General features: G+C 73.1%; 11 protein-coding genes. 9 read left to right on the top strand and 2 right to left on the bottom strand.

Annotated features, from left to right (window positions below):
* The first annotated feature begins 85 nt into the window (after nucleotides 1–85).
* The 7 genes from AB0M11_RS29165 (at nucleotide 86) to AB0M11_RS29135 (ending at nucleotide 10,859) form a co-directional block, all read left to right on the top strand.
* Nucleotides 86–355: a YlxR family protein gene (locus tag AB0M11_RS29165; protein WP_365352891.1), complete on the top strand. Its 270-nt coding sequence runs from the start codon at nucleotides 86–88 to the stop codon at nucleotides 353–355.
* 153 nt (nucleotides 356–508) lie between these two features.
* The gene (infB, locus tag AB0M11_RS29160; protein ID WP_365710637.1) at nucleotides 509–3,628 is read left to right on the top strand and encodes a translation initiation factor IF-2; all 3,120 of its coding nucleotides are present in this window, start codon (nucleotides 509–511) and stop codon (nucleotides 3,626–3,628) included.
* Between the two features lie 416 nt (nucleotides 3,629–4,044).
* Nucleotides 4,045–4,338 carry a DUF503 domain-containing protein gene (locus tag AB0M11_RS29155; protein WP_046732584.1) on the top strand — a complete coding sequence of 98 codons (294 nt, stop codon included), beginning with the start codon at nucleotides 4,045–4,047 and terminating at the stop codon, nucleotides 4,336–4,338.
* 46 nt (nucleotides 4,339–4,384) lie between these two features.
* A complete protein-coding gene (gene rbfA, locus AB0M11_RS29150; RefSeq protein WP_365710635.1) occupies nucleotides 4,385–4,843 on the top strand; it encodes a 30S ribosome-binding factor RbfA in 459 nt (152 codons plus the stop codon).
* Nucleotides 4,840–5,745, top strand: a complete 906-nt coding sequence (gene truB / locus AB0M11_RS29145) for a tRNA pseudouridine(55) synthase TruB (protein ID WP_365710633.1) — start codon at nucleotides 4,840–4,842, stop codon at nucleotides 5,743–5,745. Before rbfA ends, truB begins: the two co-directional genes overlap by 4 nt.
* Nucleotides 5,746–6,004: 259 nt before the next feature.
* Complete coding sequence (locus AB0M11_RS29140) at nucleotides 6,005–9,790, top strand: trypsin-like peptidase domain-containing protein (protein ID WP_365710631.1); 3,786 nt, start codon at nucleotides 6,005–6,007, stop codon at nucleotides 9,788–9,790.
* Between the two features lie 118 nt (nucleotides 9,791–9,908).
* Entirely contained in the window at nucleotides 9,909–10,859 is a 951-nt protein-coding gene (locus AB0M11_RS29135; RefSeq protein WP_365710629.1) for a bifunctional riboflavin kinase/FAD synthetase, read from the top strand.
* 70 nt (nucleotides 10,860–10,929) lie between these two features.
* Here the strand turns inward: AB0M11_RS29135 and AB0M11_RS29130 are convergent, their stop codons facing one another.
* Together AB0M11_RS29130 and AB0M11_RS29125 are read right to left on the bottom strand one after the other, a co-directional pair.
* The gene (locus AB0M11_RS29130) at nucleotides 10,930–14,274 is read right to left on the bottom strand and encodes an SCO5717 family growth-regulating ATPase (RefSeq protein WP_365710627.1); all 3,345 of its coding nucleotides are present in this window, start codon (nucleotides 14,272–14,274) and stop codon (nucleotides 10,930–10,932) included.
* A gap of 465 nt (nucleotides 14,275–14,739) precedes the next feature.
* Nucleotides 14,740–15,033 (bottom strand): DUF397 domain-containing protein, encoded by a 294-nt coding sequence (locus AB0M11_RS29125; RefSeq protein ID WP_181804473.1) that lies wholly within the window; start codon nucleotides 15,031–15,033, stop codon nucleotides 14,740–14,742.
* A 268-nt stretch (nucleotides 15,034–15,301) separates the two neighbouring features.
* Here AB0M11_RS29125 and rpsO point away from each other — a divergent pair, with 268 nt between their 5' ends.
* Together rpsO and AB0M11_RS29115 are read left to right on the top strand one after the other, a co-directional pair.
* Entirely contained in the window at nucleotides 15,302–15,589 is a 288-nt protein-coding gene (gene rpsO, locus AB0M11_RS29120) for a 30S ribosomal protein S15 (RefSeq protein WP_004924725.1), read from the top strand.
* 326 nt (nucleotides 15,590–15,915) lie between these two features.
* Complete coding sequence (locus AB0M11_RS29115) at nucleotides 15,916–18,144, top strand: polyribonucleotide nucleotidyltransferase (protein ID WP_365710624.1); 2,229 nt, start codon at nucleotides 15,916–15,918, stop codon at nucleotides 18,142–18,144.
* Nucleotides 18,145–18,294 lie beyond the last annotated feature (150 nt).

Raw genomic sequence — 18,294 nt, 5'->3', positions numbered from 1 at the left:
AGCCGCAGGTCGCTTGGATTACGACAACGGCCGTTCGATCTTTGCCCCGAAGGGGTGAGGTCGGTGCGGGGAGGTAGACTTAGCTGTGTCTGGCCGGACGCGAGCCCGCGCATGCCCTGAGCGCACCTGTGTGGGGTGCAGGCAGCGAGCGGCCAAGACCGAACTGCTGCGGATCGTGGCGGTCGAGGACGAATGCGTCCCCGATCCTCGCGGTACGCTGCCCGGCCGGGGTGCGTATGTGCACCCTGCCCAGGTCTGTCTGGACCAGGCGGTGCGCCGCCGGGCACTCCCGCGGGCGCTGCGCGCCCCGGGCCCGCTGGACGTAAAGGCGTTGCGCCGGCACGTCGAGCAGTAACACCGTAAGAAGCGTCGTCCGGAACGTCCGTGCGGCTCTGTACCCCGCGAGTTGGAAGTAGGTCGAGATTGCGATGAGCACTCGATGAGCACGCGATGAGTACGCCCATGAAGTAGCGACGGTCCGGACACACCCGGACCTAAAAGGAGCGAAGTGGCTAAGGTCCGGGTATACGAACTCGCCAAGGAGTTCGGGGTGGAGAGCAAGGTCGTCATGGCCAAGCTCCAGGAACTCGGTGAATTCGTCCGTTCGGCGTCCTCGACGATCGAGGCGCCCGTAGTACGCAAGCTGACAGACGCCTTCCAGGGCGGTGGCAACGGCCGGTCCGCCGGCAAGCCCGCCCCGCGCAAGGCCGCGCCGAAGCCCGGCGCGCCCTCTCCGGCGCAGGCGGCCCGCCCGGGTGCCCCGAAGCCGGGGGCCCCGCGTCCGGCGGCCCCGCAGCCGCAGGCCCAGGCCCCGGCGGCTCCGCAGGCGCCCGCCACTCCGGCACCGGCGCCGGTCACCCCCGCGCCGGCCGCCTCCGGCCCGCGTCCCGTCCCGGGTCCGAAGCCCGCGCCGCGTCCGGCTCCGGCTGCGCCCGAGTTCACGGCCCCGCCGTCGCCTCCGGCCGCCGCGGCGCCGAGCCCGGCCGCCGCGCAGGCTCCGCGTCCCGGCAACGCCCCGCGTCCGGGCCAGGGTGCCCCGCGCCCCGGTGGCCGTCCGGCCCCCGGTCAGCGCGACGCCCGTCCCGGTCAGGGCGCGCCGCGTCCGGGTGGCCAGGCCCCGCGTCCCGGTGGCGCCCGTCCGGCCGGCCCGCGTCCCGGTAACAACCCCTTCACGTCCGGTGGCTCCACCGGCATGGCCCGCCCGCAGGCCCCGCGCCCGCAGGGCGGTCCGCGCCCGGGTGGCCCCGGTGCCCCCGGCGCCGGTCCCCGTCCGCAGGCGCCCGGCGCCCAGGGCGGCGGACCCCGTCCCCAGGCTCCCGGCGGTCCCCGCCCGAGCCCGGCCGGCATGCCCCGCCCGCAGGGCGGTCCGCGTCCCGGCGGCGGCTCCGCGGGTCCGCGTCCCAACCCCGGCATGATGCCGCAGCGTCCCGCTGCCGGCCCGCGTCCCGGCCCCGGTGGCGGCGGTCGCGGTCCCGGCGGTGCGGGTCGTCCCGGCGGCGCCGGTCGTCCCGCGGGCGGCGGCTTCGCCGGTCGTCCCGGTGGCGGCGGCGGCGCCCGTCCGGGCGGTGGCGGCGGCTTCGCCGGCCGTCCCGGTGGCGGTGGCCCCGGCGGTGGCGGCGGCTTCGGCGGCGGTCCCGGCGGTGGCGGCGGCGGTCGTCCCGGCTTCGGCGGACGTCCGGGCGGTCCCGGCGGCCGTGGTGGCACGCAGGGCGCCTTCGGCCGTCCCGGCGGTCCGGCGCGTCGTGGTCGCAAGTCGAAGCGGCAGCGTCGCCAGGAGTACGAGGCCATGCAGGCCCCGAGCGTCGGCGGCGTGATGCTGCCGCGCGGCAACGGCGAGAGCATCCGTCTCTCCCGCGGCGCGTCGCTCACCGACTTCGCGGAGAAGATCAACGCCAACCCGGCGTCCCTCGTCGCGGTCATGATGAACCTCGGCGAGATGGTCACGGCCACGCAGTCCGTCTCCGACGAGACCCTGCAGCTCCTCGCCGACGAGATGAACTACACGGTTCAGATCGTCAGCCCCGAGGAGGAGGACCGCGAGCTCCTGGAGTCCTTCGACATCGAGTTCGGCGAGGACGAGGGCGGCGAGGACGACCTGGTGGTCCGTCCGCCGGTCGTCACCGTCATGGGTCACGTCGACCACGGCAAGACCCGACTGCTCGACGCCATCCGCAAGACGAACGTCATCGCGGGCGAGGCCGGCGGCATCACCCAGCACATCGGTGCCTACCAGGTCTCCACCGAGGTCAACGACGAAGAGCGCAAGATCACCTTCATCGACACCCCGGGTCACGAGGCGTTCACCGCCATGCGTGCCCGCGGTGCGAAGTCGACCGACATCGCGATCCTGGTCGTCGCGGCCAACGACGGCGTCATGCCGCAGACGGTCGAGGCGCTCAACCACGCCAAGGCGGCCGACGTCCCGATCGTCGTCGCGGTCAACAAGATCGACGTCGAGGGCGCCGACCCGACCAAGGTGCGCGGTCAGCTGACCGAGTACGGCCTGGTGGCCGAGGAGTACGGCGGCGACACCATGTTCGTCGACATCTCCGCCAAGCAGGGTCTGTACATCGACGAGCTGCTGGAAGCGGTCGTCCTGACCGCCGACGCCTCGCTCGACCTGCGGGCCAACCCGAACCAGGACGCGCAGGGCATCTCGATCGAGTCCCGCCTCGACCGCGGCCGCGGTGCCGTGGCGACGGTCCTCGTCCAGCGAGGCACCCTGCGGGTCGGCGACACGATGGTCGTGGGCGACGCCTACGGTCGCGTCCGCGCCATGCTCGACGACAACGGCAACAACGTCGCCGAGGCCGGCCCCTCCACGCCGGTGCAGGTCCTGGGTCTGACCAACGTCCCGGGTGCCGGCGACAACTTCCTCGTCGTCGAGGAGGACCGTACGGCCCGCCAGATCGCGGAGAAGCGTGCCGCCCGCGAGCGCAACGCCGCCTTCGCGAAGCGCACGCGCCGCGTGTCGCTGGAGGACCTGGACAAGGTGCTCAAGGCCGGCGAGGTCCAGCAGCTCAACCTCATCATCAAGGGTGACGCTTCTGGTTCCGTCGAGGCCCTGGAGTCCTCCCTGCTCCAGCTGGACGTCGGCGAAGAGGTCGACATCCGCGTCCTGCACCGCGGCGTCGGTGCGGTCACGGAGTCCGACATCGACCTGGCGATGGGCTCCGACGCCATCGTGATCGGCTTCAACGTCCGCGCGGCCGGCCGCGCGGCGCAGATGGCCGAGCGCGAGGGTGTGGACGTCCGGTACTACTCGGTCATCTACCAGGCGATCGAGGAGATCGAGGCGGCCCTCAAGGGCATGCTCAAGCCGGAGTTCGAGGAGGTCGAGCTCGGTACGGCGGAGATCCGCGAGGTCTTCAAGTCGTCCAAGCTGGGCAACATCGCCGGTGTCCTCATCCGGTCCGGCGAGGTGCGCCGCAACACCAAGGCCCGCCTCATCCGCGACGGCAAGGTGGTCGCGGAGAACCTCAACATCGAGGGCCTGCGCCGCTTCAAGGACGACGTCACCGAGATCCGCGAAGGGTTCGAGGGCGGTATCAACCTCGGCAACTTCAACGACATCAAGATCGACGACGTCATCGCGACGTACGAGATGCGGGAGAAGCCGCGGGTCTGACCCCCACGGTTGGTAGCTGGCCGACGGGACTTCGGTGCCGTCGGCCGGTACTTTTCCGATCCGGCAGGCCGAGCGGCCCCGCCGCGGGGCTCCGCCCCGGACCCCGGACCTTCGCCCACCCACCACCCGACTCGGTCGGCAAGAAGCAAGCGCCTCGGTCCGCCAAGCAGGCTTGGCCCCAGAGGGCACCACTTCAGCTCACCGAGCCGGGTGGCGGGTGGGCGAGGGCGGGGTCCGGGGCGGAGCCCCGTGTCGGCCAGCTCTCGGCCCACCGTCGGGCGAGCGGGTGGGCGAGAAGGCCCGGTCGGCGCCGGCCCGTCACGGCCGGGGAAAGTCGGTCGAGCCCCCGGCAGGGACGGGGTACCGTTCCTGACAGGGCCATCGATCCCGCACCGGCGGGTTAACCGGATACATCCATGTACGTGGGGACCCTGTCCTTCGACCTCCTCCTCGGCGACATCCACTCGCTGAAGGAGAAGCGCTCCGTCGTCCGCCCGATCGTCGCCGAACTCCAGCGGAAGTACGCCGTGAGCGCTGCCGAGGTGGACCACCTGGACCTTCACCGCAGGGCCGGCATCGGCCTGGCCATGGTCTCCGGCGACGCCGCGCACCTGACCGACGTACTCGACCGGTGCGAACGGCTGGTCGCCGGCCGCCCCGAGGTGGAGCTGCTCTCCGTCCGACGGCGCTTCCACGGCGACGACGACTAGACCTGAGACCTGAGAACGACAAGAAGAAAGAACGGGAGACGGACCAGTGGCCGACAACGCGCGGGCGAAAAGGCTGGCGGACCTCATCCGGGAGGTGGTGGCCCAGAAGCTGCAGCGCGGGATCAAGGACCCGCGGCTCGGCTCGCACGTCACCATCACGGACACCCGGGTCACGGGTGACCTCCGGGAGGCGACCGTCTTCTACACGGTGTACGGCGACGAGGAGGAGCGGAAGGCCGCCGCCGCCGGTCTGGAGAGCGCCAAGGGCATTCTCCGGTCCGAGGTCGGCCGCGCGGCCGGCGTGAAGTTCACGCCGACCCTCGCCTTCGTGGCGGACGCCCTCCCGGACACCGCCCGGAACATCGAGGACCTCCTCGACCGGGCGCGCCAGTCCGACGCGAAGGTCCGGGAGGCCTCCGCGGGCGCCGCCTACGCCGGTGAGGCCGACCCGTACCGGAAGCCGGGCGAGGACGACGCCGACGAGACGGACGACGCCACCGAATGACCAGCAAGCCCACCCCGCCCGACGGCCTTGTCATCGTGGACAAGCCGTCGGGCTTCACCTCGCACGACGTGGTCGCCAAGATGCGGGGCATCGCCCGCACCCGGCGTGTCGGGCACGCCGGCACCCTCGACCCGATGGCCACGGGCGTCCTCGTCCTCGGCATCGAGCGGGCGACCAAGCTCCTCGGGCACCTCGCCCTCACCGAGAAGGAGTACCTGGGCACGATCCGCCTCGGGCAGAACACGATCACGGACGACGCCGAGGGCGAGATCACCTCGTCCACCGACGCCTCCAAGGTCACCCGTGAGGCCGTCGACGCCGGGGTCGCCAAGCTGACCGGCACCATCATGCAGGTCCCGTCCAAGGTCAGCGCCATCAAGATCGACGGCGTGCGGTCGTACAAGCGGGCCCGGGAGGGCGAGGAGTTCGAGATCCCGGCCCGCCCGGTGACCGTCTCCTCCTTCGCCGTGTACGACCTCCGGGACGCCGTCGCCGAGGACGGCACCCCCGTGCTCGACCTGGTCGTCTCCGTCGTCTGCTCCTCCGGCACCTACATCCGCGCCCTCGCCCGCGATCTCGGTGCCGACCTGGGCGTCGGCGGCCACCTCACCGCGCTGCGCCGTACCCGCGTCGGGCCGTACAAGCTGGATGCCGCGCGCACGCTCGACCAGCTCCAGCAGGAGCTGACCGTGATGCCGGTCGCCGAGGCGGCCGGGGCCGCCTTCCGGCGCTGGGACGTGGACGCCAGGCGGGCCCGCCTGCTCACCAACGGCGTGCGCCTGGAGATGCCGGACGAGTACGCGGGCGCCGGCCCCGTCGCGGTGTTCGACCCCGAGGGCCGCTTCCTGGCGCTCGTCGAGGAGCAGAAGGGCAAGGCGAAGAGCCTCGCCGTCTTCACCTGAGCCTCCTGGGTCCTGCCCGTGGAGCGGCGGCCACGGGGTCTGCGCCGCCGCCGCTCCACGGTCCCCCCTCGGTTCCCCCACCCCTAGGGTGTATCCACCCGCCCCGGGCTATTCACCCGACCGAGCAGGCGCTCGGAGTGAACCGGGGGAGCGGAGGGGGGCGCGTTCACCGACCGCTCTGTCCCGCTGATCATTTCGCGCCTACGGTCGAAGACAGCCGGCGACAAGGGCACGGGTGTACGGGCGGGGAGGTTCGATCATGGCGGTACGGGGCCCGCGGACCGAGAGCGGCCGCCGGACGGCGGACGGTGGGCGGGAAGCGGAGAAGGGGGCCGCGCCGGGGCTCGACGAGCGGCTGGTCCGGGTCCGCGACCTGGCAGGCCGTCCGCGCGGCACCGGCTTCCTGGCCGATCACCACGGGACGCTCATCACCAGTCACGAGGCCGTCGACGGCCTCGCCCGGATCGTGCTGCACGCGGCCGGGGACCGCACCTGCGTGGTCGGCTCCGACGCCGTCGTCCCGCTGCCCGCCCTCGACCTGGCGCTGGTCCGCACCGAGGGCCTCGCCGTGGACCCGCTGCCGATCACCGTACGGGAGCGCATCCCGGCCGGCACCTACGTCCGCGTCGCCGCCGACCGCTGGCGCGAGGCCCGGGTGCTGGCCGCGACCCAGGTGACGTACACCGCCACCGACCGCTTCCATCTCGTGGACGACGCCCTGGAGCTGGCGATCGGCACGGCGGGCCGGGACGCGCTGCGCCTGGGCGGCGGCGCGGCCGGCGGCCCGGTCCTGGACGCGGAGACCGGCGCCGTCCTGGCGGTCCTCGGCACCGCCCTCCAGTCCGGCCAGCGGGACGTGGGCTTCGCCGTCCCCCTCCACCACCCCGGCAGCGGTCCCCTCGCCGACCTCCTGGCCGCCAACGCGGCCACGGTCCCGTCCTACGGCGTCGACCTCAACCTCGCGGGCGCCCTGGAACTGACGGCCACGTCCGTGGCCCAGGACGGCCCCCCGGGCACCCTTTCGAGCACCGGAGCGCCCCGAAGGGGCGCGGGGAACTGCGCGACCGGCCCCCACCCACCCGCAGCCGCCCCACCACCCTTCGCGGCACTCCCGGGCGACCACACCGCCCCCGTACCACCAGTCGAACGCACGACCGTCCCACACGCACTGTCGGCCTTCGCCGAAGGCACCGGCACGGGCACGGGCACCGGCATCGGCACCGACACGGGCACCGGCACCGGCAAAGCCTCCGGCACCGGCAAAGCCTCCGGCACCGGCAAAGCCTCCGGCACCGGCAAAGCCTCCGGCACCGTCCTGGCTCTGGTCGGCGCCCCCGGCACGGGCCGCACCACCGAACTCGCCGCCCTCGCCGCCCGCCGCAACCACGCAGCGCACCCCGCCCCCACCCTCTGGCTCCGCGGCGCCGACCTCAAGGACGCCGACGCTTCCCTCGCCGACGCCGCCCGCCGCTCCCTGGAGCGCGCGGTCCGGATCGTCGCCGCCTCCCGCTCCCAGCTTCCGGGCGACCTCGGCGAGCTGACCGTGGAGCGACTGGCCCGCCTCGCCGCCCGCGCCGGGCGCCCGCTCCTGCTTCTGCTGGACGGCCCCGAGGAAATGCCCCCGGTCCTCGCCCACCGGCTCCCCGCCTGGACCGAGGGCACCGCCGACTGGCTGCGCGACACCGGTGCGCGCCTCCTCCTGGCCTGCCGCGACGAGTACTGGGAGCGGGCCGGCGCCGAGTTCCCGCCCGACCTGCTGCACCAGGGCACCGACGCCCCCGGCTGCGTCCGGCTGACCGACCTCACCCCCGCCGAGGCCCGCCGCGCCCGCTTCCGTTACGGCATCCCCGACGGCGTCCTCATCGACCGCGACGCCCGCCACCCCCTCGCCCTGCGCCTGCTCGCCGAGGTCCGCGCCGCCCTCCCGGACGCCCCGGCCGCCCATGCCCCGATCGACCGGCACGACGTCTTCGCCGCCTACCTCGACCTGATGTGCCTGCGCATCGCGGTCCGGCTGGCCGCAGAGAACGGCCTGCGCGGCACTGCCGTACGACGCCTCGCCGCCCGGGTCTCCGGACAGGTGCACGAGGTCGCCCGGCGCAGCCTCGGCTCCGGACAGGGCGAGCTGGACCGGGAGTCGTTCGAAGCGGTGTTCCCCTGGGGACCCGTGCCCGCGCACCTCGGCGGCGGTTCCGGCTGGGCCTCCGCCGTGCTCACCGAGGGCCTGCTGGTCCCCGCCGGCGGCGGCTACCGCTTCGCCCACGAGGAGCTCGCCGACTGGATCCAGGGCATGCACCTGGACCTGGACGAGGCCCTGCACGCCCTGGTCCACCGCCCCAGCACCCCCCTGGGCGACCACCTGGTGCCGGTGCCGCACCACCGGGTGGGCCCGGTCGTGCAGGCCCTGCTGCTGCTCGACCGTGAGTACGGCCCCAGCCGTCTCGCGCCACGGCTGGACGAGCTGATGCACGCCCTCGACCTGGACCCCGGCTCCTGGTGGGCGGGGCGGCTGCTCGCCCAGACTCTGCTGCGGCTGCCCGACGCGGCCCCCTACCTGGGGGTGCTGCGCCTGCTCGCCGACCGGGTGATGGGTCGGCGGCGCGCCGCGTCCGCCGAGTTCGGGCCGGACTTCTGGACCGCGCTCGCCCTTCCGGCCGCCGACCTCTTCGACCTGCTCCGCAGGTTGGTGCTGGCCGACGAGCCGCTGCCGGAGACCGCGGGCGTCGGCCGCTTCCGAGCCCGGCCGACGCGACCGTCGGCGCAACGGCCCGCCCGACCGTCGGCCCGGCCACCGACCCAGCCGGCTGTCCGGCCGGTGCCGGATGAGCCCGAGGGCACCGCCCCGCGCCACCTGGACGCCGTGGCCAGGCTGCTGGCCGCCGACCCGACCGCCGTACAGCCGTATCTCACCCGGTGGTTCGACGACGAGCGGCCGTTGCCCGCGATGCCGCACGCCACCGTGGCGACGGCGGCCCAGGCGCTGCTGCACACCCACCGGCACCGGGCGCTGGACGACCTGACGGAGGTGCTGGTGGACGCCGCGCACCGGCGCGGCGACGAACTGCTCGCCGTCCTCGCCGAGGACGAGCCGTCGGCGGTCTGCCGGGCCGTGGACCGCTGGGCGCACGACGAGCGGCCGGCCCGCCGGGCGGCCGCCGTGGCCCACGCGCTGCGCACCGCCCCGTACGTCCGCAGTGACCCCGACCGCGCACTGCTCCGCCACGCCGCGCTCGCCCTGCTCGCCCGCCCCGCCGACTGCACCCTGCACGGCGGTGCCCTCGCCCTGCTGGTCCGCGATCCGGTGACCCGCGCCCGGCATCTCCCGCAGGCGCTGGAGCACTTCGCGGCCGGTGACCACCAGCTCAGGCCCGCCGCCCTGGTCCCGGCCCTGGCCACCCATCCCGACGAGGTCCTGGAAGCCTTCCGCGCCCGGCTGCGCGGACCGGACGCCGCACAGGTGCTGCGCACCCTCGCCCACGTCACCGCCCCCGGGCTCGCCCGGCGCATCACCGACCTGGTCCTGGAGGCCGCCGAGCTGCGGCCGGAGCTCGCCGGGCAGGTGGCCGCCTTCGTCGAGCGCCGCCTCGACCAGGGCGCCGCCGCCCGTACCGTCCTCCTCCCGCTGGTCACCGAACTGCTCGACGAAGGCCCCGAGCCGGTCCGGGCGGCCCTCGCGACCGTCCTCGGCGCGGGCGGCACTCCCGCCTCGCGACCGCTGCGCCGGGACCTGTTGGAGTTCCTGCTGGACCGGGAGCGCGACCCGGGCGTCCTCGACGCGCTGCTGCACGCGGCCGCCGCGCAGCGCGAGGACGACGGCGACGGCATGCGCGAGCTGGTCCGGCGCACCGGGCTGCTGCTCGTCCGCACCCCGGACGGGGCGACCCTGTTCGACCGCGGGCTGGTCGACCTCGGCCGGCATGTGCCCGGCTTCGCCGCCCTGATGGCCCGCTGGCTCACCGACACCCCGCAGGAATGGGCCGCGGTGGTCGGCCCGAGCACCCGGCGGATGCTCGGCAACCTGGCGGGCGTGCGGGTCCCCGCGTGACCGCGGACACGTGCGCCCGGTCACAGCGACCGTGCCGGTGTGAGCCGAGTGCGCCAGACATGGCACCCTTAGACCTGCGTAAGAGGGACAACGGACACGGGTTCGAGGAGCGGACACAGTGCAGCGCTGGCGTGGCTTGGAGGACATCCCCGAGGACTGGGGGCGCAGCGTCGTCACCATCGGTTCCTATGACGGGGTGCACCGTGGTCACCAGCTGATCATCCGGCACGCCGTGGACCGGGCCCGGGAGCTGGGCATCCCGGCGGTCGTCGTCACCTTCGACCCGCACCCCAGCGAGGTCGTCCGCCCCGGCAGCCATCCGCCGCTGCTCGCCCCGCACCACACCCGTGCCGAGCTGATGGCGGAGCTGGGCGTGGACGCGGTGCTCATCCTGCCCTTCACCACCGAGTTCTCGAAGCTGTCGGCCGCCGACTTCGTGGTCAAGGTCCTGGTCGACAAGTTGCACGCGAAGGCCGTCGTCGAGGGCCCCAACTTCCGCTTCGGCCACAAGGCCGCGGGCAACGTCGAGTTCCTCATCGAGCAGGGCGAGGTGTACGACTTCGAGGTGGAGGTCGTCGACCTGTTCGTGCGCGGGGAGGCGGGCGGCGGCGAGCCGTTCTCCTCGACCCTGACCCGGCGCCTGGTCGCCGAGGGCGACATGGCGGGCGCCCGCGAGATCCTGGGACGCCCGCACCGCGTGGAGGGCGTGGTCGTGCGCGGCGCCCAGCGCGGCCGCGAGCTGGGCTTCCCCACCGCCAACGTGGAGACCCTCCCGCACACCGCGATCCCCGCCGACGGCGTCTACGCCGGCTACCTGCACGCCCAGGGCGAGGTGATGCCGGCCGCGATCTCCGTCGGCACCAACCCGCAGTTCGACGGCACCGAGCGCACGGTGGAGGCGTACGCCATCGACCGCCTGGGCCTCGACCTGTACGGCCTGCACGTCGCCGTCGACTTCCTGGCCTACGTCCGCGGCCAGGCCAAGTTCGACTCGCTCGACGCGCTGCTGGAGCAGATGGCCGAGGACGTCAAGCGCTGCCGGGAGCTGGTGGCGGCGGAGAGCGCCTGACCGGAGGGTTCGGACAGACGCCGAAGGGCGGCCGGTGCGGTGAGGCACCGACCGCCCTTCGGCGTTGCGGCTACTGCTGCGGGGGCTGCCCCTGCGGAGGCTGCGACGGCTGCTGCGGGTAGCCGTATCCCGGCTGGGGCTGGGGCTGGGGCTGGGGCTGGGGCTGCGCGGGGTATGGCTGCTGTTCCGGCTGCGGCGGGTACGGCTGCGCGCCGGGCTGCGGCCGGCCGTACAGCTCCTGCTCCTGCTGCGGCGGCTGCCCCTGCGGAGGCTGTGCGGGCTGCGGTTGCGGCTGCGGATACGGCTGCTGCTGCGGGTAGGGCTGGCCGGGCGCGTACGGGTGCGGCTGACCAGGTGCGTACGGCTGCTGCGGGCCGGGCGCGTAGTACTGCTGGCCCGGGAGGGGCTGGCCCGGCATCGGCGGCGCGGCGACGGGCGGCGGATTTCCGTCGTTGGTCCACAGGCCGTGCATCTGCTGGTGCCGCACGAAGTCCTCGGCGACCATCGCCGCGAGGTTGAAGTACGCCTCACGCACCTTGGGCCGCATCATGTCGAGATCGACCTCCGCGCCCGCGGACAGATGCTCGTCGAAGGGGACGACCACGACACCACGGCAGCGCGTCTCGAAGTGCGACACGATGTCCTCGACCTTGATCATCTTGCCGGTCTCGCGGACCCCGGAGATGACGGTGATGGACCGCGAGACCAGGTCGGCGTACCCGTGCGCGGACAGCCAGTCGAGCGTCGTGCTGGCGCTGCTCGCCCCGTCCACCGACGGCGTCGAGATGATGATCAGCTGGTCGGCCAGGTCGAGCACCCCGCGCATCGCGCTGTAGAGCAGACCGGTGCCGGAGTCGGTGAGGATGATCGGGTACTGCCTGCCCAGCACGTCGATCGCGCGCCGGTAGTCCTCGTCGTTGAACGTGGTCGAGACGGCGGGGTCGACGTCGTTGGCGATGATCTCCAGGCCGGACGGGGCCTGCGAGGTGAACCGCCGGATGTCCATGTAGGAGTTGAGGTAGGGGATCGCCTGGACCAGGTCACGGATGGTGGCCCCGGTCTCGCGGCGCACGCGGCGGCCGAGCGTGCCGGCGTCCGGGTTGGCGTCGATGGCGAGGATCTTGTCCTGCCGCTCGGTGGCGAGCGTGGAGCCGAGCGCGGTGGTCGTGGTGGTCTTGCCGACACCGCCCTTGAGGCTGATCACCGCTATCCGGTAGCAGGACAGCACGGGCGTGCGGATCAGCTCCAGCTTCCGCTGCCGGTCGGCCTCCTCCTTCTTCCCGCCGATCTTGAACCGGGAGGACCCGGCGGCCGGCCGGCCGCTCTTCGGCTTCTGCTTCTTGTTGTTGAGCAGCCGGTCGGAGGACAGTTCCACCGCGGCGGTGTAACCGAGCGGCGCGGCACCGGGGTTGGTCATCTGCCGCTGGTCGTGCTGGACGGGCTGCGGCCAGGCGGCACCGGCCCGGGGGTCGACGGGCGGCTGCGGCTGCGGCGGCACGGGCTGCGGTTCGGCGGTCTGCGGTGCCTGCGGTGCCTGTGCGGCGCGCGGGTCCTGCGGGGCGGCGGCCTGCGGCGGTTGGGGCTGCTGCGGCTGTCCGGGCTGGGGGAAGCCGTAACCGCCGGGCTGGAGCGGAGCCGCCGGAGGCTGCGGGAAGCCGTAACCGCCCGGCCCCTGCTGCGGCGGGAGAGGCGCGCCCGGCTGCGGGAAGCCGTAGCCGCCGTGCGCGTCCGGCACGGGGGGCTGCGGGGGAGCGGGCTGGTTCCAGGCGGCGGGCGCGGGCTGCGGGGCCTGCGGCTGGAACGGCTGGGGCTGCGGCGGCGCGGCCGGGGGCTGCGGTTGGGGCTGGGGCTGACCGGGCGTCGGCTCCGGAGCGGCCTGCTGGACCGGCCACTGGGCGGCGGGTGCGGGGGCGGCGGGCTGGTACGACGGCGGCAGCGGCGGAACCACTGCCGGCGGCGTCGGCGCGGGGGCCCAGGTGGTGGGCACGGCGTCCCCGGGAGCCGGGGGCGCCTCCTGCGGCGGGGCCGGGGCCGCGGGGGGCTCGACGGGCTCCGCGACGGCTACGGGGCCGTCGGCCTCGTCTGCCTCGTCGGTCTGAGTCTGGTCGTCCTCGGCGCGAGGGGCGTCGTCGGCGGCGTCGGGGTTGGCCTCGTCGTCCTGGGCATCGACGACCGCGTTCTCGGACTGCGGCTGCGGCTCGGCCTCGTCCGCGGTGTCCGCCGGGGCGGCTTCCCGGACGGCCTCGTCCGCCTTGGCCGAACCGTCGGCGTCGGCCTCGGCGACCGCGAGTTCGGCGGGGGCGTCCGCGTCCGGGGTCGGCACGTCGACCGGCGCGGACGACGGCTCGGGCGTCTCGTCGGCCTGCTCCTCGACTTCCTCGGGCTCCGCCTCGGCGCTCGCCGGAGCTGCGGCGACCTCGGCCTCCGCCTCGTCGGCGGCGGTCCCCTCGGCGGTCTCGGCCACCTGGCGCTTCATCGCGACGGCGGAGATCCGCATCGCCGCACCGCTCTCCAGACCACCGCTGCCCTGCTCCTGCTCGTGCTCCGGCACCGGCTCCTCGGCGGGAAGCGGCTGCGGTTCGAAACCGACCGGCAGTTTCGGCACGGCGGCCGGCCCTTCGGCAGGCGGTGCGGCCGGGGTGAACGGCGCCACGGGCGGCGCGGCCGGCGCCGCGGTGGGCGGGGGAGTGAAGGGAGCCCCAGGAGTTGACGCGGGCGGGGGAGTGAACGGCGCCCCCGGAGTTGACGCGGGCGGAGGAGTGAAAGGCGCTCCAGGAGTTGACGCCGGGGGCGGCGTGAAGGGGGCACCGGGCGTCGCAGCGGGCGGCGGCGTGAAGGGGGCACCCGGAGTCGAGGCGGGCGGCGGAGTGAACGGCGCACCCGGCGTCGCGATGGGCGCCGGGGGAGTGAACGGAGCCGCCGGAGCCGAGGCGGACGGTGCCGTGAACGGCGCGCCCGGGGCGGACGTCGGCGGAGCCGGCGGCGGCGGAGTGAAGGGCGAACCGGGGCCCGGCTTGGCACCCCCCTGCTGGGCATGCGGAGGAGGAGTCAGCCCGGGGATCGGCGCACCCGGCGGGAACGGCGAACGAGGCTGACCGGCAGGACCCGTACCGGCACCGGCACCGGCACCCGCGCCCAAGCCGCTCGCACCGGCACCCGAACCGCTCGCACCGGCACCCGAACCGCCCGCACCAGAGCCCGAACCACCCGCACCCGCGCCCGGCCCGCCCGCCGCGCCGGACGTTCCCGCGGCCTCCGCGGCGTCCGCACCGTCGGTCGCGTTCTGCGTGTACCACGCGGGCGGCGCGTAGTCGATCGTGAACTCGCCCGTCATCTCGTTGAGTGACTCCGCGTCGGGCTGGTCATCGCCGGGTGTGGCCCAGCCCCCGCGGATCCCGTCCCGATCGCTGCTCACAGTTCCTCCTGGTGTGGTCGAGCACCCTCATGCCGTGCCGGCGCGACGACCATGTCGTGTCGTTCTCAGCATCCGTATTCGTGTGAGGTAGTCCGATCCACCGGCTCTCCCCCTCGGGAACTCCGACGCCGTGTTCACGGTCCTGACGTCGCGCCCCCCTCCCAGCCTAATCACCACGAGCCGCACCTCGGCAGGCCCGTCCGCCACTCGTCAGAGGTCCACTTGGTCACACCCTGCCCTGAAGTGGTGTGCCGGGCCTTCCTGTTGCCGAACAGTCGGTGAACAAAACGGGCAAGAGCCGTCAGTTCGGCTGCCAGTTGGCGTCCGTCGACCCGGCCGCCCTCGCCATGACTGCTCGTGCTGCGCAGCAGCCTCAGCGGACCGCGTAAACCTCAGCGGACCGCGTAAACCTCAGCGGACCGCGAAAAGGGGCGGCACGCGTGCGTGCCGCCCCAACGAGGTCGCCTACTGGGCCGCCAGGCCCCCGTTGCGCTCGTTCGGCTCCAGGTCGAACTCCCCGTCCCGCGCGCCCAGCACGAACGCCCGCCACTCGGCCTCCGTGTACCGCAGCACGGTGCCGTGGTCGAGCGAGGACCGCATGGCCACCGCGCCCTCGGGCAGGTAGGCGATCTCGACCCGCTCCTCGTCCTGCTCGGTACCGGGTGCGCAGTGCCACTCGACGCCCGAGATGTCGAGCGCGTAGAGCTCGTCCCGTTCCCGCTCCTTGCGCGCCTTCATCTCCTCAGCCGTCTCGCTCATCCCGCAGCGACCCCTTCCCCTCGTGTCTGGGCTGTGACCGTCACACTACTGGCGGTCGTACCGGGCCCGTACTTTCTTCCTTGTCCCTGGGTCAGAGCCCGTCATCGGCACTGGTACCCTTGACGACGGCCGTTTGTGTACGCACCCCCGGAGTCCCGTGGACCCTGGAGGCAGCGCCCAGCGGATCCCCGCCTCCCGAGTAACGGAAGCTCCCCCGAGACAAAGACCGGGGGCACTCGGTGGCCCTTTCAGACCACGAGGAGTACGAGTGTCGCTCGACGCCGCAGTGAAGAAGCAGATCATCTCCGAGTTCGGTACCAAGGAGGGTGACACCGGCTCCCCCGAGGTCCAGGTCGCCCTGCTGTCCCGTCGGATCTCCGACCTGACGGAGCACCTCAAGACCCACAAGCACGACCACCACTCCCGCCGTGGTCTGCTGATCCTGGTCGGTCAGCGCCGTCGCCTCCTGCAGTACCTGGCGAAGAAGGACATCCAGCGCTTCCGTGCGCTGGTCGACCGTCTCGGCATCCGCCGCGGTGCGGCGGGCGCCAAGTAAGACGCCGTGAAGGGAGCGGTTCCCGGAGAGACACCCGGGGCCGCTCCCTTTGCCGTACGTGCGGAAACGTGCGGAGTGTCACTCACGCTTTGTAGTGTGGTAGCACAACGCCATACGCACGACACAGCACGACAGCGAAGAAGGAGAAGCGCACCCAAGCCGCCGCCGGTCCTCGGTAGTGGCCCCCGGGGGGAAGCGAGCCCCGGGTGCTTCGATCGAAGACCGGCCCGCACAGCACGGCGCGCTTCTCCGAATCCGTCCCCCTGCCACACGGGCAGACAGGGACAAAAGACGTAATGCAGACGAAAGTAACGGAGAAAACGCTAGTGGAGAACGAGACCCACTACGCCGAGGCCGTCATCGACAACGGCGCCTTCGGCACCCGCACCATCCGCTTCGAGACGGGCCGCCTGGCCAAGCAGGCCGCCGGTTCCGCCGTGGCCTACCTGGACGACGACACCATGGTGCTGTCGGCCACCACCGCCTCCAAGAACCCCAAGGACCAGCTCGACTTCTTCCCCCTCACGGTGGACGTCGAGGAGCGGATGTACGCCGCCGGCAAGATCCCCGGTTCCTTCTTCCGCCGTGAGGGCCGGCCGAGCGAGGACGCGATCCTCACCTGCCGCCTGATCGACCGTCCGCTGCGCCCCTCCTTCAAGAAGGGCCTGCGCAACGAGATCCAGGTCGTCGCCACCATCATGGCGCTCAACCCCGACCACCTGTACGACGTCGTCGCGATCAACGCCGCGTCCGCGTCCACCCAGCTGGCCGGCCTGCCCTTCTCCGGCCCGATCGGCGGCGTCCGCGTCGCGCTGATCAACGGCCAGTGGGTCGCGTTCCCGACCCACAGCGAGCTGGAGGACGCCGTCTTCGACATGGTCGTCGCCGGCCGCGTCCTGGAGGACGGCGACGTCGCGATCATGATGGTCGAGGCCGAGGCCACCGAGAAGACCATCCAGCTGGTCAAGGGCGGCGCCGAGGCGCCCACCGAGGACGTCGTGGCCGCCGGCCTGGAGGCCGCGAAGCCGTTCATCAAGGTCCTGTGCAAGGCGCAGGCCGACCTCGCCGCCAAGGCCGCCAAGCCGACCGGCGAGTTCCCGATCTTCCTCGACTACCAGGACGACGTCCTGGAGGCGCTGTCCGCCGCCGTCCGCCCGGAGCTCGCCTCCGCGCTGACCATCGCGGGCAAGCAGGAGCGCGAGGCCGAGCTGGACCGCGTCAAGGGCCTGGCCGCCGAGAAGCTGCTCCCCGAGTTCGAGGGCCGCGAGAAGGAGATCTCCGCCGCGTACCGCTCGCTCACCAAGCAGCTGGTCCGCGAGCGCGTGATCAAGGAGAAGAAGCGCATCGACGGCCGCGGCGTCACGGACATCCGTACGCTCGCCGCCGAGGTCGAGGCCATCCCGCGCGTCCACGGCTCGGCGCTGTTCGAGCGTGGCGAGACCCAGATCCTGGGCGTCACCACCCTCAACATGCTCCGGATGGAGCAGCAGCTGGACACCCTCTCCCCGGTGACCCGCAAGCGCTACATGCACAACTACAACTTCCCGCCGTACTCCACCGGCGAGACCGGCCGCGTCGGCTCCCCCAAGCGCCGCGAGATCGGCCACGGCGCCCTCGCCGAGCGTGCCCTGGTCCCGGTCCTGCCGACCCGCGAGGAGTTCCCCTACGCGATCCGCCAGGTCTCCGAGGCCCTCGGCTCCAACGGCTCGACGTCCATGGGTTCGGTCTGCGCCTCCACCATGTCGCTGCTGAACGCCGGTGTGCCGCTGAAGGCCCCGGTCGCCGGTATCGCCATGGGCCTGATCTCCCAGGAGATCGACGGCGAGACGCACTACGTCACCCTCACCGACATCCTCGGTGCGGAGGACGCCTTCGGCGACATGGACTTCAAGGTCGCCGGCACCAAGGAGTTCGTGACCGCCCTCCAGCTCGACACCAAGCTGGACGGCATCCCGGCCTCCGTCCTGGCCGCCGCCCTCAAGCAGGCCCGGGACGCCCGCCTCCACATCCTCGACGTGATGATGGAAGCGATCGACAAGCCGGACGAGATGTCCCCGAACGCCCCGCGGATCATCACCGTCAAGATCCCCGTGGACAAGATCGGCGAGGTCATCGGCCCCAAGGGCAAGATGATCAACCAGATCCAGGAGGACACCGGCGCCGAGATCACCATCGAGGACGACGGCACCATCTACATCGGTGCCGCCGACGGCCCGTCCGCCGAGGCCGCCCGCGCCACCATCAACGGCATCGCCAACCCGACGATGCCCGAGGTCGGCGAGCGCTACCTGGGCACGGTCGTGAAGACGACGACGTTCGGCGCCTTCGTCTCCCTCCTCCCCGGCAAGGACGGTCTGCTGCACATCTCGCAGATCCGCAAGCTGGCCGGCGGCAAGCGCGTGGAGAACGTCGAGGACGTCCTCGGCGTGGGCCAGAAGGTCCAGGTCGAGATCGCCGAGATCGACTCCCGCGGCAAGCTCTCCCTGATCCCCGTGATCGAGGGCGAGGAAGAGGCCTCCACCGAGGACGCAGCGAAGGACGACACCGACAAGTGACGTCGAGCAGCTCTACGGCGACGGGGCCGGCCCCCCGCGGGCGCCGGCGCCGCGGCCCGCCCCCCCCCCACACAAACACAGACGAAACCCGGCGGGCGCGCCCCCACAACCCGAAAAGACCGTACAAAAGGAACATAGAAATCCACCCGA

The sequence above is a fragment of the Streptomyces sp. NPDC051987 genome, from assembly GCF_040680735.1.
GTDB lineage: Bacteria > Actinomycetota > Actinomycetes > Streptomycetales > Streptomycetaceae > Streptomyces.
Note: the sequence above shows the minus strand (reverse complement) of the source record. Positions and strands in the feature narration are given on the sequence as shown.